We start from the raw sequence: 25,987 nt of genomic DNA, 5'->3' as shown, positions 1-25,987 counted from the left end.
TCACAGGTTCGTCACCCTGACTCCCTGAACAAAAATATTGACTGCTTCTACTGAAAGCCCAACAGTTTTATCAAGTGTGTATTTCACTGATGACTGAACGTTGTGAGCAACTTCTGAAATTTTCGTTCCATATCCCACAATTATATACATATCAATTGACACTTTATCGCCATCCTGACGTACAATCACGCCCCGGGTAAAATTTTCACGTCTTAATATATCGGTGAGACCGTCTCTGACCTGATGCTTAGACGCCATCCCGACAATTCCGTAACATTCAATCGCAGCTCCACCGGCTACCATTGCAATGACGTCATTCGATATATCGATCTGACCATATTTGGTATTTAATTCAATCGACATGTAGTGATCCCCCTTTTAATACTGTTTTGGCTACAGATATTTTACTATACTACAGCTGTGAATGAAAGATAAACAGCATGAATCGCCATTCTGCGCCTGTAAAGCAAAAAAACTTGATAGATATTTTAATTTTTATTGCATAATGACGATCCTTGTGATAAATTAGTTAAAGTGTGATTGACTAAGTGAAAGATTGAAACAATGTTTTCAGCTTCATTTGTTAGGAGGGGAATAGAATGGCAAAACAATGTGTTGTAACAGGTCGTAAAACACGTTCTGGTAACGCTCGTTCCCACGCAATGAACGCTAACAAGCGTACATGGGGCGCAAACCTTCAAAAAGTTCGTATTCTTGTTGATGGTAAGCCTAAGCGTGTTTGGGTTTCTGCTCGTGCTCTGAAATCAGGCAAAGTAGAACGCGTGTAATAAAATAACGTAAAAAGGCTTGAAGATCATGATGATCTTCAAGCCTTTTTTGATCTATTCTAAGCAGTTCTCCTTCTGAACAGGCTTAAAACCCCTCTAACCATTCCTCCAAGCATTCTCGGCAATTTTATCGAATAGAAGCGCATATGACTCCCTCCTTGCTAATCTCTGCTTCTTATCATCATTAATATGCCTTCACAAAACGAAATAGAAGCAAAGTTCTCAAGTATCTCATTACTGAGTGTCAGCGTCATTCCATAGGTTATTTCATGGTTTGACAGCGGGTATTTTACGCCTGTGAGTGTTAAGCCTTTAACGCTTTGGGTAAATGGGATGAATGACAAATAAGGAAATTGCGCGTTCTTTTCAACCGTCATCCTGCCCGGCAAATGGCAGGTTATCTTATTTTTTTCATCCTCTATACAAACCGGGTAACCATGATTTAGTGCTGAATCAGAGAGCAACAGCTGAATATTCCCAAAGAAGTGATCCAGTCTTCCTCCTGTAACGCCTATCATTCTAACCTCTTCGTACTGTGTGAACGCCCACTGCAGCGCAAGTTCCATATCTGTCGCGTCTTTTTCAGGCGGTTCTTCATGAACAGTGCTGACTTTTTGCAGAATCAATTCTTTCTCTGACGGGCTTACAGAATCAAAATCCCCAAATGCGTGATCAACATGAAGTCCATGCTCAAGCAGAAAAACTGTTCCCCTGTCTACTCCAACCCATTGACCATCCTTAGGAAGCGTTTGAAACCACTCTGAATAAATCGGACCTCCTCCTACCAAATTAATCATAAAACCACCCCTTAGTTTACATAATAAATATATAGTTAATAAATAATGCGAGGCTGGGACAATTTTGTCTCAGCCTCTGCTTTATTCGCTGCAAACGTTCATACCGTTTAAGCCAGCCATGTAGTTTTTTATTTCACTGCGTCTGTCAGCGCCTTAATTGCTGCTTCGCGATCTGCTTTGCCAAATACAAATGAACCGGCTACAGCAACATCGGCGCCTGCATTTGTACATAGTGAAATGGTTTCGTCTGTTACACCGCCATCCACTTCAATCTCATAATGAAAACGTTCGTGTGCCCGGATCTCGTTTAATTCTTTAATCTTAGAAACGGTCTCTTTTATAAATGACTGTCCGCCAAACCCTGGATTTACCGTCATAACAAGCACAAGATCTGCTTCACTTAAGACGTGTCTGATTGCTTCAACAGGTGTATGAGGATTCAGTACAATTCCTGCTTTAACACCGGCTGATTTTATCATTTGAACCGTTCTGTGCAGGTGTCTGGTAGCTTCAGCGTGCACAGAGATAATATCAGCCCCCGCTTTAGCGAAAGCTTCCACATATCTTTCCGGCTGTTCGATCATTAAGTGTACGTCGAGAGTGAGTGACGTGACTGGTCTGACTGCTTCAACCACAAGCGGACCCATAGTAATATTCGGCACAAACATACCATCCATTACGTCGATATGGATATAGTCAGCTCCTGCTTTTTCCACTTCCCTGACTTCATCGCCTAGCTTTGAAAAGTCGGCTGATAATATAGATGGTGCAATTTTAACCATAACCTAATACCTCGGCTTTCTTGATTTGATTTCTTCGTAAAACTGCTGATAGTGCTCATAGCGATATGATTTAATTTCGTCTGTCTCCACAGCTGATTTCACTGCGCATTTAGGTTCATTCATATGAAGACAACCCCGGAATTTACAGCGCTCTGACACTTCCACCATTTCAGGGAAACATCCCGGCAGATCTTCAAGCTCTAGTGTAGCAAATTCAAGTGCACTAAAGCCCGGTGTATCTGCTACAAACCCGTTACCGATCTCAAGCAGTTCCACGTGACGAGTCGTATGCTTCCCTCTGCCAAGTGAACTGGATATTTCGTCTGTCTTCAGGTCAAGGTCAGGTCTAAGAGCATTCAGGATCGAGGATTTACCTACACCTGACTGACCGGCAAATACAGACACATATTCATCTAAAATCGGCTTCAGGTGCGTTATGCTTTCTTCCCATTTTGCTGATGTCAAAATGACTTCATAGCCAATTTTTCTGTAATCATCAGCAAACTGCTCGATTTTCTTCTGCTTCTCAACATCGAGCAGGTCAATTTTAGAAATACAAATGACTGGTCTGATATGGTGACTTTCAACTAATACGAGAAACCGGTCCAGCAGGGATGTACTGAATTCAGGCTCAACTGCAGAAAAGACGAGGACAGCCTGGTCCACATTCGCGATAGGCGGTCTCACAAGTTCATTTTTTCTCTCATGAATATCAAGAATATAGCCTTCCTGATCATTATCTGCCTGATATTCAACATAATCTCCGACTAATGGTGTGATTTTATTTTTACGGAATATTCCCCGTCCTCTGCACTGGATGACTGAGCTCTGGTCTTTTACGTAATAAAAACCACTCAGGGCTTTCATAATTTTTCCTTCAGGCATTTACTCTCTCCTTTAGTCATTTTCCTGATATGTGATTGTATCTTCAAGGTAAACTTCACCGTCTCTTTCAATCCGGTATGATCCGCTGCTACCCTGTTCAATCGTTAACCTGATATTGCGTTCTGTATCTTCTGTAATTGTAAATTCTTCAAAAGGTTCTTCAATACTATTATTTTTATCATCAATATAGATGGTAATGACCTGCTCAGGCAATTCAGGAGGTTCCTCACCGTCTTCAGGAGGCTCCTGTTCTTCCGCTTCGAGATAGTCAATTGTGACCGGAATAACCACATTGTTAACCGGCAGTGGTGGCGGACCGAGAGAAGTCACTACATTAATGTTACTGCCCGGTTCTATCATTGTTCCTGCTTCAGGATTTTGTGAGATGACAGTACCGGCAGCATAATCATTTGAATATTCCTCTCGTGTAACAGATACCGTCATGCCGCTGCTTTCTTCATAAGCGGCAATTTCTTCAGCACTGAAACCTGTCAGATCAGGAATTTCCGCCTGTTCAGGACCCTTACTAATCACTAGTCTCATGACTGTGTCTCCTGGAACCACTTCTTCTCCCTCTTCGGGGTCCTGTTCGAGAATTGTGCCTTCTGCAGCGTCATCAAATTTTTCTTCAGGGTCTATACCACGAAATCCGGCATCACGGATTAAGTCTTCACTGCTGTTAAAGTTTCTTCCCACATACCCATCTACTTCAACAGTTTCTTTTCCGCTGCTGACAGTCAGGTTGACAGGTTCACCTTCATCGAGTGATCTTGTTGCTTTTGGCGAGGTCCTTATGACGATATCTTCTTCAATATCCTCATTAGGTTCGTAAATAATATCCCCCACTGTTAAACCTGCTTCAGTCAATATATCTTCAGCATCATTGACATCTTCACCCGTTACATCCGGAACCTGTACCTGAGAAGGGCCAAATATGCCCATTGCAGCCATAACACCGCCACTGATTAACAGCAGAAGAACCAGTGCAGTAATCCATGGCCATTTTTTTCTTTTCTTTTTCTTGGCGACAGGTTCTTTTTTACTTTCAGGTTCATGAATTTTTGTGTCTTCAGAAGCCGGAATATTCATTCGGTCTTTTATAATCGGTATCGCTCTTGTAGCTTCAAGGTCAGGAGCCGGTGCAAAAACCGGCTCGCCGGATCTTTCAGGATTCAGCGACGTCTTAAGATCATCAGCCATCTCATCAGCGCTTGAATAGCGGTAATGCGGATCTTTAGCTGCTGCTTTTAATATTACGTTTTCGATACTTTGCGGTAGGTCCTGCACGATTTCTGAGGGTCTTGGCAGATCGCTCTGGAGGTGCTTCAATGCGATAGAGATTGGTGTTTCCCCTTCATAGGGAAGTGTACCCGTCAGCAGCTCATACATCACTATGCCAAGAGAGTAAATATCAGATTTCTTGGATGCCGTTCCGCCTCTCGCTTGTTCAGGTGATAGATAGTGAACAGTTCCCATTACTGAATTGGTCTGTGTGATCGCTGTAGCACTTAATGCCATAGCAATACCAAAGTCAGTAATTTTAATATTACCCTGGTCATCAATTAAAATGTTTTGCGGTTTTATATCTCTATGGATGATGCCGTTATGATGGGCATGTGCAATAGCTGAAGTCAGCTGAAGCATAATATCTACTGCATCTTCAAGGTCCAGTGGTGAATGTTCCCTGATATATTGCTTAAGGGTCATTCCTTCCACATACTCCATTACCAGATAATAAGAATCATCTTCATCACCAACGTCATACATACTGACAATATTTGGATGCGCTAGACTTGTTGCAGACTGAGCTTCACGCTGAAACCGCTTCAGCATATTACTTTCGCTGACAAAGTCCATCCGCAGCACTTTTACCGCTACATCCCTGTCAAGAATCATATCTCTCGCCAGATAAACATTCGCCATCCCGCCGCTGCCAATGGTTTTAATCACTTTATATCTGCCATTAATTCTCTTGCCGATCATGAGGGTTCACCTGCCTCATCATCAAAAGAAACTTTAACTGCGGCGAGTGTGATGTTATCCTCTCCGCCATGTTCATTGGCAAGCTGTATCAGATCTTCAGCCATTTCATCGAGCGTGACGCTCTGCAGCAGTATCTCTTTAATTTCCTCTTCACTGACTTTGTTTGAGAGTCCGTCAGAACATAACAGTACAACAGTGTCATTTTCAGGCACAATCGTTTTAATTGCCGGATCAGCTTTACCTTTTGTGCCAAGCGCTTTTAAAAGAAGGTTTTTCTTAGGGTGATGCTCAGCATCCTCCCTTGAAATTTCACCTGACTGAACAAGCGCATTGACAAAGGAATCATCTTCAGTCATTTGAAGCACCCTGGATTCATCAATGACGTAACCTCTGCTGTCACCGATATTGGCAATTGAAATAAAATCCTCTGTGCAGATTGCAGCAACAAGCGTTGTGCCCATACCTGCACAGTCCGGGTTCTGATTAGCATAATGATAAATGGTTTTGTTCACTTCTTCGATCGCCTCATACAGCCATTCTTCAGCTGCGCCGGCTCTAAGAACATTCGTCACGTTTTTCCATTTTTCTTCAATCAATTCGACTGTCATCCTGCTCGCCACATCACCGGCACGATGACCACCCATGCCGTCAGCCACAACAGCAAGAACACCATGGTTGTTTTTGAATATGCCACCTGAGTCTTCATTCAGTTTACGTATTTTCCCACGGTCACTTTTAAAAACGGCTTCCATCCATCCACCTCGTTTTATTTCTGCTTACTTCTTCTTAAATGAAGCGATAAAAAATCCATCCCCGTCAAAATCCTGCGGGAAGATCTGCAGCATATTATTTTCAGCAAGTGCAGCAATGCTCTCCGGCAGGCCAGAAGGTACTGTAAGTTCCATTTCAGGATGATCAGCTAAAAATCTATTGACGGTTCCTTCGTTTTCCTCTTTATCAACAGTACATGTACTGTATACCAGTGTACCGCCTTTCTTCAGACTGCCCACTGCCGAGTGAAGCAATTCCTGCTGAATACGGGAAAGTGATTCGAGATCCTGTTCTCTTTTTGCATATTTAATATCAGGTTTTCTTCTCAATACGCCTAAACCGCTGCAGGGTGCATCAACCAGAACCCGGTCAAATTGCCGGTCAGGATAATGCTCGTTCAGTTTCCGGCCATCCATCGCTTCAGCTTTTACATTTCCGAGCTTCAGACGATCAGCATTTTCTTTTATCAGCTTGATCTTATGTTCATGAAGATCAAGTGCAAGAACTTCACCTTCGTTATTTAAAGATTCGGCAATATGCGTCGTTTTTCCTCCCGGTGCCGCACACATATCAAGAATTGATTCTCCAGGTACTGCCCCGAGTGCATAGGCAACAAGCATTGAGCTTTCGTCCTGCACACTGATATACCCTTCTTTATATGCAACAGTGTGGGCGATATTTCCTTTTTTCACGCGGATGCCTGCTGGTACAATTGTGCTTTCTGAAGCCTCGACACCTTCCTGCTTCAGCATGTCGATCACTTCACTCCGGCTGATTCTGCTGGTATTCACACGTGCAGTCTGAACAGGGGCTATCAGATTTCTTTCACACATTTCCCTTGTTTTTTCGAGACCAAAATGCTCAGCCCATCTTTTGACAAGCCATTCAGGATGACTTGTTTCTATAGAAATCTTTATAACAGGATCTGATAATTCATCAAGCGGCCGCACACCCTGACGCTGAATAGAACGGAGAACGCCGTTCACCATACCTGAAATTCCTTTATGACCTTTTTTCTTCGCGATCTCAACTGCTTCATGAATGGCAGCGCGCTCAGGCACTCTGTCGAGATAGATCATCTGGTAAAGACTCAGCCTCAGCAGGTTGCGTACCCATCCTTCAACTTTTTTCTTCAGAAATGGTTCAAGGTAGTAATCAAGCGTCATTTTCCGCTGAATCGTACCGTAAGTAATTTCTGTTAAAAGACCAGTGTCTTTTTTACTGATATTAAATTTCTGAATGGCGTGGTTCAGCAGCAGGTTGCTGTAGGATTGATTTTTATCAATCTGATCCAAAATATGAAGTGCTGCTTCTCTTAAAGAAAATTTACTCATAATTGTGCCTTCTCTCCGACTTTCACCTGAGAACCTCTCAGGAAGTCAGATGCAGCCATTTTCTTTTTACCGGATGGCTGAAGCTCTGTTACAAGAACAGCCTCATGATCCGCCGTAGCAAAGACGATCCCTTCGTCTGTTGTTCTGATAATTTCACCAGGCTCACCGCTGCCGGTTGAGAGCTTCGCCTGCTGTATTTTCATCGGCTTGTCCCTGAAAATGGTGTATGCGACCGGCCACGGATAAAGACCTCTGATCTGATTGAACACTTCACGTCCCGGACGGTTCCAGTCAATTTTCTCTTCCTCACGCTTAATATTCCAGGCATATGTAGCCTTCTCATGATCCTGTGGTGTCCGGTTTGTTTCTCCTGCAATTAACTGGGGGAGAGTTTCAGACAGCAGCTCTGCACCAGTCTCACTTAACTTATCATGAAGTGTACCAACATGATCTTCATCGGTGATTTCCACCGCTCTCTGACTAATTACATCACCTGCATCAAGCTTTTCAGCCATATACATAATTGTAATACCAGTCTCTTTATATCCTCTGATGATTGAATGGTGAATAGGTGCTCCGCCTCTTAACTCTGGAAGCAGTGAAGCATGCACATTAATACAGCCATGTACAGGCGCCTCGAGCAGTTTTTTAGGCAGCAGCTGGCCGAATGCTGCAGTGATAATGAGATCTGCCTCAAGTGCAATAATCTTTTCAAGTTCTACAGATCCAGAAAGTTTTTCAGGCTGGATCACAGTCAGGCCGTGTTTCATTGCTTCCTGTTTTACAGGAGGCGGCGTCAGTACTTTCTTTCTCCCTACTGGTCTGTCCGGCTGCGTGACGACTGCTTTTACTTCATATCCATCTGCAATGATTCTTTGCAGGACCGGGACGGAGAAATCAGGCGTCCCCATAAAAATAACTGAAGTCATTCTGCTTCCTCCTGTTCTTTCAGTTCTTCTTCCGTTACAAATGTAGTTACTTTTGAAGTAAATAATACGCCGTCAAGGTGATCTGCTTCATGCTGGATCGCACGTGATAGATAACCATCTGCTCCCATCACAAATGTTTTACCATTGCGGTCCTGCGCCTGAAGGAGAATCTGATCTGTGCGTGAGACTTCACCGAAGATACCAGGGAAGCTGAGGCAGCCCTCCACATCAGTCTCCTCACCTGAAATCATCTTGATTTCAGGATTGATCATCTCGATCACCCCGCTCTCGTCATCAAGATAGACGATTGCAATTCTTTCTGTAATTCCAGCCTGAGGTGCTGCAATACCAATCCCGTCATGCTCCATCATCAGGTCAAAAAGCTGATCCAATGTATCATGCAGTGACTGATCAAACACAGTTACCTTGCTGCATACCTGCTCAAGTCTCTCATCAGGGTGTGTCACAATTTCAAGTTTCTTCATATTATCCTCCATTTACATCATCATATAAGGCTGCACGTCAATATTTATACTTACTGCATCTTTACCTGTATGACTGTATTGATCCAATATTTTTTTCAACAGACTTTTTAATTCAGGTTCCTGTTTATATTTAATCATGCACTGATAACGGTATTTGTCCTGAATTCTTGCAATTGGTGACGCGACAGGTCCGAGTATAATGGACTGATCTGTCAGTTTTGCTTTTAGAATATCAGCAATTTCACTGCATACACCCGCTGCTTTATTCACGTTCTCATGACTGATTGTAATCAGTGAAATATAATAAAACGGTGGGTACTGCGCAGTTTTACGCATCATCATTTCTTTTTGGTAAAACCATTCATAATGTTGTGATTTGGCCAGCTCTATCGAAAAGTGTTCAGGGGTATACGTCTGAATAATGACTTCTCCTGTTTTCTCGTGACGTCCTGCTCTGCCGCTGACCTGCGTTAAAAGTTGAAAAGTTTTTTCTGATGCTCTGAAATCAGGCAGATGCAGCATCGTGTCTGCACTCAGCACACCAACCAGTGTGATATTAGGAAAATCAAGGCCTTTGGCAATCATCTGTGTACCTAGCAGAATATCAGCTTCACCTCTGCCAAACGCATTCAGCAGTTTTTCGTGGGAGCCTTTTTTCGAAGTCGTATCCACATCCATCCGGATTGTTCTGACATGCGGCATAAGCTTAAAAAGTTCTTCTTCAACTTTCTGGGTTCCCGTGCCAAAGTATCTGATATGCTCACTCGTACACTCAGGACATTCATTTGGTACATACTCTTCATGTCCGCAGTAATGGCACTTCATACTCTCTTTTGACCGGTGATAGGTCAATGAAACTTCACAGTGCGGACACTGCATCACCGTCCCGCAATCGCGGCACATAATGAATGATGAGTAGCCCCTTCTATTAAGAAAAAGAACAACCTGTTCCTTCTTTTCAATCCGTTTTGCAACCTCTTCTAACAGATCTCTTGAGAACATGGATCTGTTCCCTTCACGGAGCTCTTCACGCATATCCACAACTTTCACTTCAGGCATATCCTGATTGTTCATTCTATATTCAAGCTCGAGCAGATGGTAATTACCTTTTTTAGCCCGGGCGAAACTTTCAAGCGATGGTGTAGCACTGCCTAAAATAACAGGACAGCCGTGCCTGTTACTCCTTTCAATCGCCACGTCCCTTGCATGATAGCGCGGGGAATCCTCCTGCTTGTAACTCATCTCATGTTCTTCATCAATAATGATGACGCCAAGCCTTTTAAATGGAGCGAAAATCGCTGAACGTGCACCGACGACTACATTGACTTCCCCGCGGTGAATTTTTCGCCATTCATCATATTTCTCTCCAACAGAGAGTCCACTGTGCATTACAGCTACCTGATCTCCAAACCTTCCTTTAAACCGCTGAACCATCTGGGGAGTAAGCGATATCTCAGGAACCAGCATAATTGCCTGGCGATCCTGCTTCAGTACCTGGTCAATCGTCTGCAGATAAATCTCAGTTTTCCCGCTTCCGGTTACACCGTGCAGCAAGAAGGTCTGCTGCTCAAAGCTGTTCACTTTTTCCAAAATCGGCATAATAGCTTTTTGCTGATCATCAGTCAGTTTAAAGTGCTCAGTTTTATCAAATGTCCGCTGATTGAACGGATCTCTATACTGTTCATCATAAGATTCAATGAGAATGCCTTTATCGATCATCGTTTTAATCACAGCACTGGTCGCATCCGTCAGTTCTTTTAACACCGGAACTGACAACTTGCCGCCTGATTTTTTTAATTCTTCTATGATCATTAACTGCTTTTTGGCGTTACCTGAAACCTCGATATTTTCATTACTGAGTTCTACAATCCTTACTTTTTTAACATTTGCAGACTGTTTCACGACGTACCGCATTTCGACTTTACGATGTCTGATCAGCTCCTGCAAATCTTTTAACGCATGATGCGCGTCTGCTGTTTTCCAGGTAAGGGGAGATTCTTTTTCAAAAAGTCTCTTCATCTCAACCGGAATGCCATGAGAATCAAGCAGATGAAAATATTTATTATACTTTGCTTTCATTGCAGCAGGCAGCATCACCTGCAATGCAGAAATTCTGTAGCACAGCGTCTGCTCTGTCAGCCATTCAGATAAAGACAGCAGTTCATCATTTAAAACCGGTTCGATATCAACGACTTCCTCTATCGGCTTCAGGTTTTTTACAGCCGTTTCATCCTTTATGGATAAAATAAACCCCTGAATCTTTCTGGGACCAAACGGCACAATCACCCTGATTCCTTTTCTGACAACCGCTTGCAGGTTTTCAGGAACCAGATAATCAAAAGTCCGGTCAATCTGCTTTGCAGGAACATCTACAATGACAGAAGCAATCATGTTAATCGTTCCTGAAGAAGATGATGAACTTCACTGATCAGTGCTTCTGCCACCTGATCTTTTGTCTGAAGCGGAAGCTCCGCTGCCGTCCCGTCTTTTCTGAAAAAAGTAACAGCATTTGTTTCTGTGCCGAACCCTGCACCTTCAGTCATAATATTGTTTCCTACAATAAGATCTGCATTTTTTGACTTCAGTTTATTTAATGCATAGGTTTCAAGCTGTTCAGTTTCTGCAGCAAAACCAATCAGAATCTGATGTTTCTTTTGTTCGCCCAGCGTTTTTAGAATGTCCGTCGTTCTTTCAAATTCAAGTATGAGTGAACCGTCTTTCTTTTTCATTTTTTGCTCATTTGTCTGAACCGGTCTGTAATCAGCTACTGCTGCACTCTTGATCACCACATCTGAATCATGAAAGTACTTCATCACTGCCTGGTACATCTCCTCAGCTGTTTCAGTTTTTATTGTTGTGACTCCTGGAGTTGATGAAAGTGAAACCGGTCCCGAAATAAGCGTTACTTCAGCTCCTGCTTCAGCAGCTTTTTTGGCAATGGCATAACCCATTTTGCCGCTTGAATGGTTAGTAAAAAAACGTACCGGATCAATTTTTTCTCGTGTAGGTCCGGCAGTGATGAGCACTTTTTTACCTTCAAGCAGACGTTCTTTTCTTTTTGAAAAATATTCTGTGATAATTTGTGTGATCTTCTCCGGTTCTTCGAGTCTGCCTTTACCAACATACCCGCAGGCAAGAAACCCTTCTGACGGTTCTACAAATTGAACGCCGCGTTCGTGTAGAACGTCGATATTTTTAAGAACTGCCGGGTGACTGTACATATGAACATTCATCGCAGGAGCTGCCCATACTGGTGCAGTCGTGGCAAGCAGCGTAGTCGTGATCATGTCGTCTGCGATCCCGTTTGCGAGCTTGCCTAATACGTTTGCCGTTGCAGGTGCAATCAGGACAAGGTCCGCCCAGTCGGCCAGATCAATATGCGCAATCTTTGAAGAGTCTTTTTCATCAAAAGTATCAGTATATACATCATTTCGTGACATGGCCTGAAAAGTGAGCGGTGTCACGAATTCCATTGCACTTTCCGTCATGATTACTTTTACATTGAAGCCTGCCTGACTCAGTTTGCTGGTCAATGCAACAGCTTTATATACAGCAATTCCCCCTGAGACACAAAGGAGTATATTTTTATTAACCAATACAGCCATCTCCCTATTAAATAGATACTTCCATTATGAACGAAAATACAACATTTTTCATTCTTTAAAGAAGTCAGTTCAGAACAAAAAAGAAAAACAGCCGGGGCTGTTTTTCTTTTTTGTCTATTACTTTTCGTCTTCGTATAGAATGCCTTCCTGCGGCTTTTTCATGACAAGCTGACCTGCAGCGATTTCTTCAAGTGCCTGGCCGACAAACTTAACAGAGTGATAAGATTCCAATGAACCTTTATCCCCTTTTTCCTGCATGTTGCGTGCACGCTTTGCAGCCACACTGACTAATGAATATTTTGAATCGATATTCTTTCTGAGTGCATCAGATGATGGGTATAACATATTATTCTACCTCCAGCATTTTTTTATAGCGGGCTTCCACGCGTTCTCTTTTTAAGTGTTCTGCAAGAACAATTGCGTTGATCCGCTCACAGGCATTTAGTACATGATCATTTTCAACAACATAATCATAAAGATTCATCATTGCAAGCTCTCTTCTTGCAGCTTCCACGCGGCTTTTAATGACGTCATCACTTTCAGTGCCCCGTGTAACAAGGCGGCTTTCAAGTTCTGATAAACTTGGAGGTGCGAGGAAAATAAAGAGACCATCAGGAAACTTTTCCCTGACCTGCTTGGCACCTTCAACTTCAATTTCAAGAAACACATCTTTTCCATTATCAAGTGTTTCTCTCACATAATCAACAGGTGTGCCGTAATAATTTCCGACGTACTCTGCATATTCGAGAAGCTTGTCCTGTGAAATCAGTGCTTCGAACTCTTCACGTGTCTTGAAAAAATAATCTTTCCCATCGACTTCCCCTTCCCGCGGGAGTCTTGTTGTCATGGAAACAGAGTATTCATACCCCGTATTTTCTGCCTGGAATAACTCTTTTCTGACTGTTCCCTTTCCTACACCGGAAGGTCCTGAAAGTACAATCAGTACACCTTTTTCAATCATTTTCACCCTTCTTCCTGACTTTCATCTTTATCTGTAAAACGGGATGCCACAGTCTCCGGCTGAACCGCTACCAGTATGACATGATCACTATCCATAATCATGACTGCTCTTGTTCTCCGTCCGTACGTTGCATCAATCAGTGTGCCCCTTTCACGCGCATCCTGAACCAGTCTTTTTACCGGTGCGGATTCCGGACTGATGATTGTAATAATACGATTAGCAGAGACGATGTTTCCAAACCCGATATTTATTAACTTAATAGACATCCTTGACACCCCTTAATCAATTTGCTCATTCGATATTTTGAACCTGTTCACGGATCTTTTCAAGAATTGATTTCATATCAATCACCGCGGCAGCCACATTTTCATCCCCTGCTTTTGATCCGACTGTATTGATTTCACGGTGCATTTCCTGCGTCATGAAATCAAGCCGTCTGCCGATCGGTTCTTTTTTGTCCAGTGCATGTTCGAATTGTTTGATATGACTGAGCAGTCTTGTAAACTCCTCTGTTACATCCGCTTTTTCAGCAAATACTGCTACTTCAGTCAGCAGCCTGTTCTCGTCAAGGCTGTTAGCATACTCTCTCATGGTTTTCTCAAGACGTTCTTTATACTTTTTTGAAATATCTGGAGAAATACTCATCGCGTATTCTGCTTTTTGCTTTAATGATTGTACTTGAAAGCGCAATTCGTTTTCAAGCTCTTTTCCTTCATTCATTCTCATATCCGAAAGTTTTCTGCATGCTTCCTCGAGCGCATCGAGAATGACTTGATCAGCAGAATGCTCCTCTTGAACTTCAACAGCAGTAAAAGCATCTGTCTGTCTCAGCAGATCCCTGATACGCAGGTGTTCATCGACGCCATATCTTTTTGAAGCGTCTTTTACAAACTGTGCATACTCATCAAGTAAATGCCAGTCAATGATCAGCTTATGACTGCTTGGCTTTTCACTTTCTACTGAAATATAAACATCCACTTTACCACGCTTTATGTAAGTAGATATGCATTTTTTTATCTTGTCTTCTGTTTCAGCGTACACCCTTGGCATTTTTACCGTACATTCATGAAACCGGTGATTCACTGATTTGATCTCCACGGTTACAGTAAGAAGATCACTGCCTGCTGTTCCTCTTCCAAATCCGGTCATACTGTTTGTCATATCGTAAGTCACCTGCTTATTAGCTTCAATGTACTCCATTATAGCATACAGCATACCTAAAAAGATGATAAGATGGGACAGAACAATAAGTAGACTGGAAAGAGGGATCCGTATGTCATTTGACGGAATATTTACAAGAGCGATTACGAAAGAATTAACAGAGAATCTTAACGGCGGACGAATCAGCCGTATTCATCAGCCGTATCAGAACGAACTGATTATGGTGATTCGTGCACAGGGTAAAAATCATAAGCTGCTTTTATCTGCCCACCCTTCCTATTCAAGAATCCAACTGACAGAAGAACATTATGAAAACCCTTCTGAACCGCCAATGTTCTGTATGCTGCTGAGAAAGCATTTAGAAGGTGCTATTATAGAGTCGATTACGCAAAAGGATATGGAACGAATCATCATTTTTGAAGTTAAAGGACGCAATGAAATCGGTGATATTTCCTATAAACAATTAATCGTTGAAATTATGGGCAGACATTCAAATATTATATTAGTGGATAAAGACCGCCATATGATCTTAGACAGCATCAAACACCTGAATCCTGCAGTGAATCGTGCCAGAACGATTCTGCCCGGTGCTGACTTTGAATGGCCTCCTTCCCAAAATAAATTAAATCCGTTTGAAGTAGATGAAGAGACATTTCTGAGAACACTGGACTGGAACAGTGGCAAGCTTGATAAACAGATTGTTCAGCACTTTGCCGGGCTATCACCGCTTTTTGCTAAAGAAGTGCTGGCACGTGCGGGACTGACAGAGAAAAATAGATTATATGAAGCTTTTAAACAGCTGCTGAATAACGCTGGCCCACAAGAGATTAAGCCTTCATTTATTCAGCACGAAAACAAAGATCATTTTTATTTATTTCCACTTGAGCAATTTAAAAACAGTCACGCAGAATCTTTTTCTACGATCAGCAGGCTGCTCGACCGTTATTATTTCGGTAAAGCAGAACGTGACCGTGTCAGACAGCAGGGACATGACCTGGAACGTTTTATTAAAAATGAAAAAGATAAAAACGTGTTAAAAATTAAAAAGCTGAAAAAAACGTTAGATCAGGCAGCTGAAGCAGGGAAATATCAATTAAGCGGAGAGCTTTTAACAGCGAATATATATGCAGTTGAGCGCGGGATGTCAGAAGTGGAAGTACTCAATTATTACGAAGAGGATTCACCAGCTGTCACAATTAAGCTTGATCCGAGAAAGTCACCTTCAGAAAATGCACAGTGGTATTTCACAAAATATCAAAAGGCGAAAAATGCAGTTGATATTGTAAAAGATCAAATTTCTCTTACTGAAAAAGAAATTGAGTATTTTGATCAGCTGACGCAGCAGCTTGACTCTGCCTCTCCTTCTGATCTTGAAGAGATCCGGGAAGAACTGGCTGAAGAAGGTTATATGAAAGCGAAAAAGCAGAAAAAGAAAAAATCCAAGCCTCAAAAGCCTGTTCTTGAAGAATACATTGCGAGCAGCGGGACTTTAATTCTTGTCGGGAAGAATAATAAACAGAATGATTACCTGACGAATAAGGCTGCAGGAAAAGATGAAATCTGGCTGCACACAAAAGATATTCCGGGGTCGCATGTAGTAATCCGGGATAAAGAGCCTGATGAAGAAACAATCCTTGAAGCTGCAAAGATTGCGGCCTACTTCAGTAAAGCAAGGGCTTCAAGTTCTGTACCGGTTGATTTCACAAAAATCCGCCACGTCAAAAAACCAAGCGGATCAAAGCCTGGTTATGTGATTTATGAACAGCAGGAAACTGTCTATGTCACACCTGATGATGAACTGATCAGACGTTTGAAGAAATAAGTTATACTCAAGCCGACTGTTAATCTCAGCTTTAGGAGAACGCTTTTAGCAGGGGCGTCTTCTCCCTCTCCAATCAACAGCTGTGGTAAGACTTTTTTATAGCACATTAATTTTAAATAGAACTACGACGAACACTAATATTAGTTAAGTAAAAATTAGCTGCACCTTTCCGTGGAGGGCAGGAAAGCGCAGCCCTCCACGGAAAGGTTCAGCGGTTATAATGTAAATACAATGTAATTAGTTAAAACTCTCTCTTCCACTTCGCAAGTTCAGTCACTTGGTCTTCACTGATATACGACATGTCTTCCGCCTGCTTGATTAGTGTATCGAAATCTGTGACTGTATAGTATGGTACACCTGCTTCTTCGAATTGCTGCTGTGCTTTTTTGAATCCATATGTAAACAGTGCAGCGACTCCGAGTACTCTAATTCCCTCTTCTTCAAGCGCTTTGACTGCGTCAAGACTGCTCCCGCCGGTTGAAATTAAATCTTCGATCACAACTGCTTTTTTACCCGGTGTGATTTTCCCTTCAATCTGATTCGACTTTCCGTGCTTTTTAGCTGATGATCTTACATAATTCATCGGCAGATTCATTCTTTCGCTGACCCAGGCCGCATGGGGGATTCCGGCTGTTGCCGTTCCTGCAATGATGTCTGCGTCACTGAAATTTGTTTTGATCAGTTCTGTCAGCTGATCAGCTGCGAAAGATCTGATTTCAGGATATGACATGATTAACCGGTTGTCACAGTAGATTGGTGATTTTATACCGGATGCCCATGTGAACGGGTTATCCGGATTTAATTCCACTGCTTTGATGTCAAGGAGGTATGCTGCCATTTCTTTATTCATCCGTTCCGCTCCATTCTGTTTTGATTTGCTGATAGCTTTTAACAGGATCTTCGCTTCCTGTAATGGCTCTTCCTACGACGATCGCTGAGGCTCCGAGCTGCGCAGCTTCTGCAGGTGTAGCCGTCCTTACCTGATCGTTTGTGTCTGTTCCGTTTGGACGGATGCCCGGCGTAATATATTTAAAGTCAGAACCAAGCTCACCGATTAAGTGTCTGCAATCAGTTGCTGCACAGACAACTCCGTCGAGGCCTGCCTGTTTAGCAAGGCTTGCGTAATGCAAGACGGATTGAATGAGAGTACTGTGTATCTGCTGATCATTTTGCATCTGATTTTCTGAGGTTGAAGTCAGCTGCGTCACAGCAATAATCTCTGGACGCTTTCCATTAACAGCTCCTTCATCCAGCCCTTTTACAGCAGCCTTCATCATATTGAGTCCGCCTGCTGCATGAACATTTACAAGGTCTACATCCAGTGCTGCAAGCTGCGTCATCGCTTTTTGGACTGTCGTTGGAATATCGTGCAGTTTCAGATCCAGAAAAATTTTATGCCCCATCATTTTAATCTCTTTTACAATGGAAGGACCGCTTTCATAAAAGAGCTCCATTCCGACTTTTACAAAGAGCTGCTCATCAAATTGCTTCAGAAATGTTTTCGTTTCTTCTCCTGTAAAATCAAGCGCGATAATCGGCAGTTTCTCCAACTTTCCAGCTCCTCCCTTTTAAATCATGAATGTGTTCCACTTCCAGTTCATCTAATATCGCAGGAAGTTCATCAATGATTTCCTTACAGACAAATGGATTAACGAAATTTGCTGTTCCAACAGCTGCTGCACTTGCGCCTGCTGAGATAAAATCAATGACATCCCAGGCTGAACTGATGCCACCCATGGCAATAATCGGGAGGTCCGTTACCTGACTCACTTCATACACCATTCTAAGTGCAACCGGTTTGATTGCAGGACCCGACAGCCCGCCTGTTTTGTTCGCAATCACCGGCTTCCCTGTACGGTGATCAAGCCTCATTCCGACAAGCGTGTTAATCATTGTAAGACCATCAGCCCCGCCCTTTTCAACAGCCAGGGCCATTGTTTTAATATCTGCTACGTTTGGTGAGAGCTTTACATAGACCGGTACTTCAGAGACTGCTTTTACTTTTGCTGTCAGCTCTCTCGCAACTTCCGGATCTGTGCCGAATGCGATTCCACCTTCTTTTACATTTGGACAGGAAATATTCAGTTCAAGTGCATGAACATTTCCTGCACGGGAAATATTTTTAGCTACCTCTACATAATCCTCCACCATTGATCCTGCAACGTTTGCAATTACCGGCAGATCATACCCTGCAAGCCATGGAAGTTCAGTGTTCATCACTTTTTCAAGTCCAGGGTTTTGCAGGCCGATTGCATTGAGCATACCTGAAGAGGTTTCTGCTACTCGGGGTACCGGATTTCCAAGTCTTTGCTCGAGCGTAGTTGCTTTTACCATAATAGAACCAAGGAGGCTCAGGTCATAAAACTGACAGTATTCACGTCCGAACCCGAAACACCCTGATGCCGGCATAATCGGATTTTTCAGCTCAAGACCCGGCAGGCTGATACGAAGCTTATCCATAGACTAACTCCCCTTTCGCAAAAACAGGCCCATCCGTACATACCTTTTTGTACAGTTCAGGACCATTTACAGCACACACACACGCCAGACAGGCACCGATGCCGCATCCCATTCTCTGCTCCATTGAAATGTAGCCGGGAATTGATTCAAAAAGTTTTTCAACGGCATTCAGCATTGGTACAGGACCACAGGCATAAAAGATATCCGCTTTTATATTAAACTGTACAGCCGCATCAGTGACAAATCCTTTAGTGCCATATGAACCGTCTGCAGTTGTGATATAGACCGGTCCCAGCTCTTTGAATTTATCTTCATAAAATACTGCTTCAGCGGATTCAAAGCCAAGGATATGAATCACTTTTTTCCCTCGTGCCTTTAGTTGTTTTGAACATTCATAGAGAGGCGGAACACCAATACCGCCTCCAATTAATACCGCCGTTTCACCTTTCACGTCTTCAACAGGGAACCCGCTGCCGAGCGGGCCCATCACATTAATTTCCCCTGTCTGCTGAGCCAGCTCTATTGTACCGGCCCCTGTCGCTCTGTAGATCAGCGTCATCGTCTGCCTTTTTTTATCATAAGAGGAAATGCTGATTGGTCTTCTCAGCAGAGGATCATTTGCTTTATTTACTTTGATATGAACAAATTGGCCGGGCATGGAGATTTCATTGACCAGCGGCCCCTGCAATTCAATTTCATAAATATTTTCAGCAATGATCTTCTGGCTGAGAATCTTCATCTTTTCAACTTTGATCATACAAGTGCCGCCTTTTTAATCGGACTCATTGGTGCCATTGTAAAGTTCATGGATTCCAGTACGCGTAGCATTGCCTCTGCTGTATCGAGTGATGTCAAACACGGCACACCATTTTCAACTGACTCTCTTCTGATTCTGAATCCGTCTCTTGCAGGCTGCTTTCCTTTTGTCAGTGTATTAACAACGAGCTGGATTTCTCCTGACTGAATGCCATCAATGAGCGTTTTACCCTGCTCACCGATTTTATTGATCGGCTCTGCCGGAATACCCGCTTCGTTGAACGATTGTGCAGTTCCTTCAGTTGCCAGGATATGATATCCGAGTCTGTGGAATCTTTCTGCAAGCAATGTACCAGCGTCTTTATCTTTATCAGCTACTGTCAGCAGTACTGAGCCATGATGCCTGATATTCATTCCAGCTGCTGTCAGTCCTTTATAGAGTGCTTTTTCGAGCGTTTCGTCTTTTCCGATTACTTCCCCGGTTGACTTCATTTCCGGTCCAAGTGTAATATCCACACGCTTCAGCTTGGCAAAAGAGAAGACAGGAACCTTTACATATACACCCTCTTTTTGCTCAGCAATTCCAGTCTCATAGCCATGCGTGCTGATCTTTTCGCCAAGGATGGCCTTCATCGCCAGGTTCGCCATCGGAACCCCTGTAATCTTACTCATAAACGGCACTGTCCGGCTTGATCTCGGGTTCACTTCAAGTACGTAGATGTCACCTTTTGAAATAACGTACTGAATGTTAATCAGCCCTTTAATATTTAACCCTTTTGCAAGGCGGATCGTATAATCTTCAAGCGTTGAGATTTGCTCAGCTGTCAAAGTCTGCGGCGGGTAGACAGCGATAGAGTCTCCAGAGTGTACACCTGCCCGTTCGATGTGCTCCATGATTCCCGGAATACATACTGTCTCACCGTCACAGATTGCATCAACTTCGATTTCCTTCCCTGTCAGGTAGCGGTCTATTAATACCGGGTGCTCTGGACTCGCTTTTACAGCTGTATTCATGTAGTGACGAAGCTCTTGCTCATGATAGACAATCTCCATTGCTCTGCCGCCTAATACATACGATGGCCTTACCAGAACCGGATAGCCGATTTCACCTGCGATTACTACAGCCTCTTCTTCTGAAACAGCTGTCTTTCCTTCTGGCTGTGGAATGCCAAGGTTCTTCAATGCTTTTTCAAACTGATCTCTATTCTCCGCTCTATCTACGTCTTCAAGAGATGTGCCAAGAATTTTAACGCCTCTTTTAGCGAGCCCATCTGCAAGGTTAATCGCAGTCTGTCCACCGAACTGTACGACTACCCCTTCAGGCTGCTCAAGATCAATCACGTGCATGACATCTTCAAGTGTTAACGGCTCGAAGTACAGTTTGTCTGAGATCGAGAAATCTGTTGAGACTGTTTCAGGATTACTGTTAATGACAATCGCTTCATAGCCTGCTTCTTTAATGGCCCATACTGAATGAACCGTTGCATAATCGAATTCCACACCCTGACCGATACGAATCGGGCCTGATCCAAGAACAATCACTTTTTTGCGGTTGCTGACAACAGATTCGTTTTCATCTTCATAGGTTCCGTAAAAGTATGGCGTTTCCGATTCAAACTCTGCTGCACATGTATCAACCATTTTATAGACAGGCATGATGCCTTCTGCTTTTCTTCTGTTATAGATGTCTTCTTCAGTCATATCCCAAAGTCTGGCGATTGTCTTATCGCTGAAGCCCATTCTTTTGGCTTTATATAGAGTATCTATTGTACGGTTCTCACTCAGAACTTTTTCGTACTGAACGATGTTATTCATTTTGTTCAGGAAGAAGTAATCAATTTTACTCCAGTCATGGATGTTTTCAATCGTTACACCCATTCGCAGTGCTTCACCGATATAAAATAACCTTTCATCTCCAGCTTTTCTGATTCTTCTCTCTACCCACTCTGCATCGTTTTGTTCAATTTCAAGGTGATAGACGTTGTTTTCAAGAGATCGTACAGCTTTTAACAGTGATTCTTCAAGCGTCCGGCCAATTGCCATGACCTCACCAGTTGCTTTCATCTGTGTACCAAGGTTTCGTTTTGCGGCTTCAAATTTGTCAAACGGCCATCTCGGGATTTTTGTTACTACATAATCAAGTGCCGGTTCAAAACATGCATAAGAAGTACCTGTTACAGGGTTAATCATTTCATCCAGTGTTAATCCGGTGGCAATTTTTGCTGCCAGTTTTGCAATCGGGTAGCCGGTTGCTTTAGAGGCAAGTGCCGAAGACCTGCTGACACGTGGATTAACTTCGATAATATAGTACTGAAAGCTGTCAGGATCGAGTGCAAGCTGTACGTTACAGCCACCTTCAATGCCAAGTGCTCTGATAATTTTCAATGAACAGTTTCTAAGCATCTGATACTCTCTGTCACTTAAGGTCTGTGAAGGAGCTACAACAATTGAGTCTCCTGTATGAATACCGACCGGATCGATGTTTTCCATATTACAGACAACGATGGCATGATCATCTTTATCGCGCATCACTTCATACTCGATTTCCTTAAATCCGGCAATACTCTTCTCGAGCAGGCATTGCGTGACAGGACTGTATTTTAATCCTGAAGTGACAACTTCAATCAGTTCTTCTTCATCGTGGCAAATCCCTCCACCTGTTCCGCCGAGTGTAAAAGCAGGCCGGACGATCACAGGATAGCCGATTTCATTCACAAATGCGTACGCTTCATCAAGGTTATGGATAATTTCGCTCTCAGGTACCGGCTCGTTTAACTCATTCATCAGCTTTCTAAAAAGGTCTCTGTCTTCTGCCTGCTGGATCGCATCGAGCTTCGTTCCAAGAATCTCAACATTGCATTCTTCAAGAATGCCGCTTTCAGACAACTCTACAGCAAGGTTAAGTGCTGTCTGACCGCCAAGTGTCGGAAGGAGTGCATCCGGTCTTTCCATTCTGATAATCCTGCTGATAAAATCTACTGTCAGCGGCTCCATGTAGACTTTATCTGCAATTTCAGTGTCCGTCATGATGGTTGCAGGATTCGAATTCACAAGCACAACACGGTACCCTTCTTCTTTTAAAGCGAGGCAGGCCTGCGTTCCTGCGTAATCAAATTCAGCTGCCTGGCCGATAATGATTGGACCAGATCCAATTACAAGAATTGTTTTAATATCAGTACGTTTAGGCATATTGAACTTCCTCCTCTTCCATCATGTTGATAAAGCGGTCAAATAATTCATTGGCATCTTCAGGTCCGGGTGAAGCTTCCGGGTGGTACTGAACAGAGAAAGCCGGCTGCTCCCGATGTTGAATTCCTTCAACTGTTCCATCATTCAGTGCTTTATGCGTAACGATAAAGTCTGTAGACAGCAGTGAGTTCTCCTCTACTGCGTAACCGTGGTTTTGAGATGTGATCGCAACTTTGCCGCTTGAGAGTTCCTTCACCGGATGGTTGGATCCGCGATGACCGAATTTCAGCTTGAACGTGTCTGCTCCTCCTGCAAGTGCAAGCAGCTGGTGACCGAGACAGATTCCAAAAATCGGAACTGATCCGATCAGCTGTTTTACAGTTTCAACAGACTCAGGTACAGACTTTGGATCACCAGGACCATTGGTCAATACCACACCATCAGGGTGAAGTCTCAGAATTTCTTTTGCTGATGTGTGATAAGGTACAACGATGACGTCACACTGTCTGCGGTTCAGTTCGCGTAAGATTCCGTGCTTCATGCCGTAATCAACAACCACAACGCGCTTTCCTCTTCCGGGACTTGGATATGCTGACTTGGTGGAGACCCGGCTGACCTGGTCTTTAGCCAGCTCTGAGGATTTCAGCTCAGTGATTACCTGATTCACATCAGCATCTTCCGCGCAGATTCTGCCTTTCATCGTGCCGTAACTTCTGATCAGGCGCGTCAGCCTTCTCGTATCAACACCGGAAAGGCCGGGGATTTTCTTTTCATTCAACAGGTCATCAATGCTTGCTTCACTTCTGAAATTAGAAGGCAGATCGCACGCTTCCCTGACGATCAGCGCTTTAATATATGGGTGAATTGATTCAAAATCATCTCTGTTGATTCCGTAGTTCCCAATCAGCGGATAGGTAAGTACGACCATCTGCGCACAATAAGACGAGTCTGAAAGAATTTCCTGATAGCCTGTCATCCCTGTATTGAATACGACTTCACCTTCAGCTTCTCCCATCCAGCCAAAACCTTCACCTGAAAATACTGAACCGTCTTCTAAAATAAGCTGCTTTTTCGTCATCACATTTCCTCCTGCCATACGATTTTTCCTTTACTTACAGTGAGTGAGACAAGTCCAGTCACTCTATGCCCGTTAAAAGGCGTATTCTTTCCTTTAGATAAGAAATTGTCTTTATTAATTTCTCTTTCAGCCGTCAGATCCAGCAATACCAGATCAGCGTCTGCACCGACAGCAAGCTTCCCTGCATTCAGTCCAAATACTTGAGCGGGCTTCACAGACATCCAGTTAATCAGCTGATCCATCGTCCACCGGCCGCTCTGCACGAATTCTGTATATAACAGCTGAAATGCTGTTTCAAGACCTGTTATGCCAAACGGTGCCCGCAGCATTCCTTCAGCTTTTTCAACAGATGCATGCGGTGCATGATCTGTTGCGATAAAATCAATCGTTCCATCTTCGAGTCCTTCGATTAATGCCTGCTGGTCTTCTGCAGCACGCAGCGGCGGATTCATTTTAAAGTTCGCATCCTCACCCGGAATATCTTTTTCATTGAGTAGCAGGTGGTGCGGCGTTACTTCAGCTGTAACTTTAATGCCCGCTTTCTTTGCATCACGAATGACTCTGACTGACTCTTTAGTCGATACGTGACACACGTGATAATGACAATTTGCTGCTTCAGCAAGTAATACATCCCTTGCAATTTGTACTGATTCACAGACTGAAGGAATCCCCGGCAGCCCAAGCTCGGCTGACCGTTTTCCTTCATGCATGCACCCGCCATGGATGAGACTGTTATCCTCACAGTGTGCGACAACTGCCTTATTCAAGTCTGCTGCTCTCTTCATAACTTCAAGCATCTGATCTGCGTTTTGAATACCAACACCGTCATCTGTAAATGCGAATGCCCCCTGCATCGCGAGACTTTCTAAATCATTGATTTCTTTTCCCGCGAGATTTTGTGTAATGGAAGCGTAAGGCAGTACCGGTATGATGGCATCTTCCGTAATTTTGTTTTGGATATGTTGAAGTGTCTCCACGTCATCAGGTACAGGTCGCGTGTTAGGCATAGCGCATACGAGTGTATATCCGCCCCGCGCTGCTGCCTGTGTCCCTGTTTTAATTGTTTCTTTATGTTCGCCACCCGGTTCTCTTAAGTGAATATGGACATCTGTGAATCCGGGAGAGAGGACTTTCCCGTCTGCTTCGATGATCCCCTCGTTATGTAAGGCATCGAGGCTGCCGATTGACTGAATCTTACCATCAGAAACTCTGACATCCCCTTTTCCAAAACCATATATATCTGCACCTTTAATTAATAAGCTCATGTTTTGTCTCCTCTCTTTTTGCCAGTACATATTGAAGCATAGCCATACGCGTCACAACACCATTTTTCATTTGTTTAAAAATGCGTGACCGATCGCATTCAACCAGCTCATCTGCAATTTCAACACCACGGTTCACCGGTGCAGGATGCATGATGATACTGTTTTTCTTCATTTTTCTTTCCCTGTCCACTGTCAGACCGTACTGCTGATGATATTCCTGCTTTGTAAAATTTTCTCCAAAAGCATGCCTTTCATGCTGCACTCTGAGCAGCATGACAACATCGCTTTCTTTTACTGCCTGATCCATATCTACAAATGGGATATCTGTCATTTCCGGATCACGCCATGCAGGAGGTCCTGAAAAGTTCACCTCTGCACCAAGTCTTTGAAGTGCATACGTATTAGATCTTGCTACCCTGCTGTGCCTGATATCGCCTGCGATGGTAACTGTCAGACCTTTAAAACTGCCAAACTCCTGATAGATCGTCAGCAGATCAAGCATGCACTGTGACGGGTGATGCCCCATTCCGTCACCGCCGTTAATAATCGAAAGGGACACTTTGTCTTTCAGTGCATCAAAGTATCTTTCTTCACTATGTCTGATTACAACAACGTCCACACCGATTGCTTCAAGCGTTTTTACTGTGTCATAAAGCGATTCACCTTTACTGATTGAAGCGGTTCCGGCATCAAAAGAAAGGACATTCATCCCGAGCTTTCTCTGTGCCATCTCAAAACTGCATTTCGTTCTTGTACTGTTTTCAAAAAACAGATTGGCTGCATACAGGTCAGGCTTTGGAAGTGGCTGATGGTTCTGAAGCGCCTCAGCCTGATGAAGCACTTTATAAATGTCTTCTACTGTCAGTTCGTCAAGTGTAAGAAAATGCATGTGTGAACCCTCCCTGTGAGTTGTTTTAACCATATAAAAAACCGCTT

At 43.4% G+C, this 25,987-nt stretch carries 26 protein-coding genes; 2 read left to right on the top strand and 24 right to left on the bottom strand.

Going from position 1 to position 25,987, the window contains the following annotated elements; all coding sequences use genetic code 11:
• Complete coding sequence (locus KP77_RS08990; protein ID WP_041122361.1) at positions 1 to 363, bottom strand: Asp23/Gls24 family envelope stress response protein; 363 nt, start codon at positions 361 to 363, stop codon at positions 1 to 3.
• Between the two features lie 236 nt (positions 364 to 599).
• Between KP77_RS08990 and rpmB the strand changes: the two genes are divergently transcribed.
• A complete protein-coding gene (gene rpmB / locus KP77_RS08985) occupies positions 600 to 788 on the top strand; it encodes a 50S ribosomal protein L28 (protein WP_039808810.1) in 189 nt (62 codons plus the stop codon).
• Between the two features lie 59 nt (positions 789 to 847).
• On the opposite strand, the gene spoVM is transcribed toward rpmB, so the two are convergent.
• The 15 genes from spoVM to KP77_RS08915 form a co-directional block, all read right to left on the bottom strand.
• The gene (gene spoVM / locus KP77_RS18645; protein ID WP_039808808.1) at positions 848 to 934 is read right to left on the bottom strand and encodes a stage V sporulation protein SpoVM; all 87 of its coding nucleotides are present in this window, start codon (positions 932 to 934) and stop codon (positions 848 to 850) included.
• 15 nt (positions 935 to 949) lie between these two features.
• Complete coding sequence (locus KP77_RS08980) at positions 950 to 1,585, bottom strand: thiamine diphosphokinase (protein ID WP_041122360.1); 636 nt, start codon at positions 1,583 to 1,585, stop codon at positions 950 to 952.
• A gap of 128 nt (positions 1,586 to 1,713) precedes the next feature.
• Positions 1,714 to 2,367, bottom strand: coding sequence for a ribulose-phosphate 3-epimerase (rpe, locus tag KP77_RS08975; protein WP_041122359.1), 654 nt, complete (start codon positions 2,365 to 2,367; stop codon positions 1,714 to 1,716).
• A gap of 3 nt (positions 2,368 to 2,370) precedes the next feature.
• Complete coding sequence (gene rsgA, locus KP77_RS08970; protein ID WP_041122358.1) at positions 2,371 to 3,252, bottom strand: ribosome small subunit-dependent GTPase A; 882 nt, start codon at positions 3,250 to 3,252, stop codon at positions 2,371 to 2,373.
• 12 nt (positions 3,253 to 3,264) lie between these two features.
• Positions 3,265 to 5,235: a Stk1 family PASTA domain-containing Ser/Thr kinase gene (gene pknB, locus KP77_RS08965; RefSeq protein ID WP_041122357.1), complete on the bottom strand. Its 1,971-nt coding sequence runs from the start codon at positions 5,233 to 5,235 to the stop codon at positions 3,265 to 3,267.
• A complete protein-coding gene (locus KP77_RS08960) occupies positions 5,232 to 5,987 on the bottom strand; it encodes a Stp1/IreP family PP2C-type Ser/Thr phosphatase (RefSeq protein ID WP_041122356.1) in 756 nt (251 codons plus the stop codon). The genes pknB and KP77_RS08960 overlap by 4 nt, the downstream gene beginning before the upstream one ends.
• A gap of 24 nt (positions 5,988 to 6,011) precedes the next feature.
• Positions 6,012 to 7,340 (bottom strand): 16S rRNA (cytosine(967)-C(5))-methyltransferase RsmB, encoded by a 1,329-nt coding sequence (gene rsmB, locus KP77_RS08955; protein ID WP_041122355.1) that lies wholly within the window; start codon positions 7,338 to 7,340, stop codon positions 6,012 to 6,014.
• A complete protein-coding gene (gene fmt / locus KP77_RS08950) occupies positions 7,337 to 8,269 on the bottom strand; it encodes a methionyl-tRNA formyltransferase (RefSeq protein WP_041122354.1) in 933 nt (310 codons plus the stop codon). The genes rsmB and fmt overlap by 4 nt, the downstream gene beginning before the upstream one ends.
• A complete protein-coding gene (gene def / locus KP77_RS08945; RefSeq protein WP_041122353.1) occupies positions 8,266 to 8,754 on the bottom strand; it encodes a peptide deformylase in 489 nt (162 codons plus the stop codon). The genes fmt and def overlap by 4 nt, the downstream gene beginning before the upstream one ends.
• Positions 8,755 to 8,766: 12 nt before the next feature.
• Positions 8,767 to 11,145: a primosomal protein N' gene (gene priA / locus KP77_RS08940; RefSeq protein WP_041122352.1), complete on the bottom strand. Its 2,379-nt coding sequence runs from the start codon at positions 11,143 to 11,145 to the stop codon at positions 8,767 to 8,769.
• Positions 11,142 to 12,359, bottom strand: a complete 1,218-nt coding sequence (coaBC, locus tag KP77_RS08935; RefSeq protein WP_041122351.1) for a bifunctional phosphopantothenoylcysteine decarboxylase/phosphopantothenate--cysteine ligase CoaBC — start codon at positions 12,357 to 12,359, stop codon at positions 11,142 to 11,144. The genes priA and coaBC overlap by 4 nt, the downstream gene beginning before the upstream one ends.
• 117 nt (positions 12,360 to 12,476) lie before the next feature.
• The gene (gene rpoZ, locus KP77_RS08930) at positions 12,477 to 12,704 is read right to left on the bottom strand and encodes a DNA-directed RNA polymerase subunit omega (RefSeq protein WP_039808788.1); all 228 of its coding nucleotides are present in this window, start codon (positions 12,702 to 12,704) and stop codon (positions 12,477 to 12,479) included.
• 1 nt (position 12,705) lies between these two features.
• Positions 12,706 to 13,320, bottom strand: a complete 615-nt coding sequence (gmk, locus tag KP77_RS08925; protein WP_041122350.1) for a guanylate kinase — start codon at positions 13,318 to 13,320, stop codon at positions 12,706 to 12,708.
• 2 nt (positions 13,321 to 13,322) lie between these two features.
• The gene (gene remA, locus KP77_RS08920) at positions 13,323 to 13,586 is read right to left on the bottom strand and encodes an extracellular matrix/biofilm regulator RemA (RefSeq protein ID WP_041122349.1); all 264 of its coding nucleotides are present in this window, start codon (positions 13,584 to 13,586) and stop codon (positions 13,323 to 13,325) included.
• A gap of 25 nt (positions 13,587 to 13,611) precedes the next feature.
• The gene (locus tag KP77_RS08915; RefSeq protein WP_041122348.1) at positions 13,612 to 14,481 is read right to left on the bottom strand and encodes a YicC/YloC family endoribonuclease; all 870 of its coding nucleotides are present in this window, start codon (positions 14,479 to 14,481) and stop codon (positions 13,612 to 13,614) included.
• A gap of 112 nt (positions 14,482 to 14,593) precedes the next feature.
• Between KP77_RS08915 and KP77_RS08910 the strand changes: the two genes are divergently transcribed.
• Positions 14,594 to 16,303 carry an Rqc2 family fibronectin-binding protein gene (locus tag KP77_RS08910; protein WP_041122347.1) on the top strand — a complete coding sequence of 570 codons (1,710 nt, stop codon included), beginning with the start codon at positions 14,594 to 14,596 and terminating at the stop codon, positions 16,301 to 16,303.
• A gap of 241 nt (positions 16,304 to 16,544) precedes the next feature.
• On the opposite strand, the gene pyrE is transcribed toward KP77_RS08910, so the two are convergent.
• From pyrE to KP77_RS08870, 8 genes are read right to left on the bottom strand one after another with little or no spacing between them, the layout of a single operon-like run.
• Positions 16,545 to 17,153 carry an orotate phosphoribosyltransferase gene (gene pyrE, locus KP77_RS08905; RefSeq protein ID WP_041122346.1) on the bottom strand — a complete coding sequence of 203 codons (609 nt, stop codon included), beginning with the start codon at positions 17,151 to 17,153 and terminating at the stop codon, positions 16,545 to 16,547.
• Positions 17,146 to 17,853 carry an orotidine-5'-phosphate decarboxylase gene (gene pyrF / locus KP77_RS08900; RefSeq protein WP_041122345.1) on the bottom strand — a complete coding sequence of 236 codons (708 nt, stop codon included), beginning with the start codon at positions 17,851 to 17,853 and terminating at the stop codon, positions 17,146 to 17,148. Before pyrF ends, pyrE begins: the two co-directional genes overlap by 8 nt.
• Positions 17,825 to 18,763, bottom strand: coding sequence for a dihydroorotate dehydrogenase (locus tag KP77_RS08895; protein ID WP_041122344.1), 939 nt, complete (start codon positions 18,761 to 18,763; stop codon positions 17,825 to 17,827). Before KP77_RS08895 ends, pyrF begins: the two co-directional genes overlap by 29 nt.
• Positions 18,756 to 19,520 carry a dihydroorotate dehydrogenase electron transfer subunit gene (locus KP77_RS08890; RefSeq protein ID WP_041122343.1) on the bottom strand — a complete coding sequence of 255 codons (765 nt, stop codon included), beginning with the start codon at positions 19,518 to 19,520 and terminating at the stop codon, positions 18,756 to 18,758. The genes KP77_RS08895 and KP77_RS08890 overlap by 8 nt, the downstream gene beginning before the upstream one ends.
• The gene (gene carB, locus KP77_RS08885) at positions 19,517 to 22,708 is read right to left on the bottom strand and encodes a carbamoyl-phosphate synthase large subunit (RefSeq protein WP_041122342.1); all 3,192 of its coding nucleotides are present in this window, start codon (positions 22,706 to 22,708) and stop codon (positions 19,517 to 19,519) included. The genes KP77_RS08890 and carB overlap by 4 nt, the downstream gene beginning before the upstream one ends.
• On the bottom strand, positions 22,701 to 23,786 hold the full coding sequence (locus tag KP77_RS08880) for a carbamoyl phosphate synthase small subunit (RefSeq protein ID WP_327063114.1): 1,086 nt from the start codon (positions 23,784 to 23,786) through the stop codon (positions 22,701 to 22,703). The genes carB and KP77_RS08880 overlap by 8 nt, the downstream gene beginning before the upstream one ends.
• Positions 23,786 to 25,051, bottom strand: coding sequence for a dihydroorotase (locus tag KP77_RS08875; RefSeq protein ID WP_041122340.1), 1,266 nt, complete (start codon positions 25,049 to 25,051; stop codon positions 23,786 to 23,788). Before KP77_RS08875 ends, KP77_RS08880 begins: the two co-directional genes overlap by 1 nt.
• Entirely contained in the window at positions 25,035 to 25,940 is a 906-nt protein-coding gene (locus tag KP77_RS08870) for an aspartate carbamoyltransferase catalytic subunit (RefSeq protein WP_041122339.1), read from the bottom strand. Before KP77_RS08870 ends, KP77_RS08875 begins: the two co-directional genes overlap by 17 nt.
• Positions 25,941 to 25,987 lie beyond the last annotated feature (47 nt).

This window comes from Jeotgalibacillus alimentarius, from assembly GCF_000829445.1.
GTDB classification, from domain to species: domain Bacteria; phylum Bacillota; class Bacilli; order Bacillales; family Jeotgalibacillaceae; genus Jeotgalibacillus; species Jeotgalibacillus alimentarius.
Note: the sequence above shows the minus strand (reverse complement) of the source record. Positions and strands in the feature narration are given on the sequence as shown.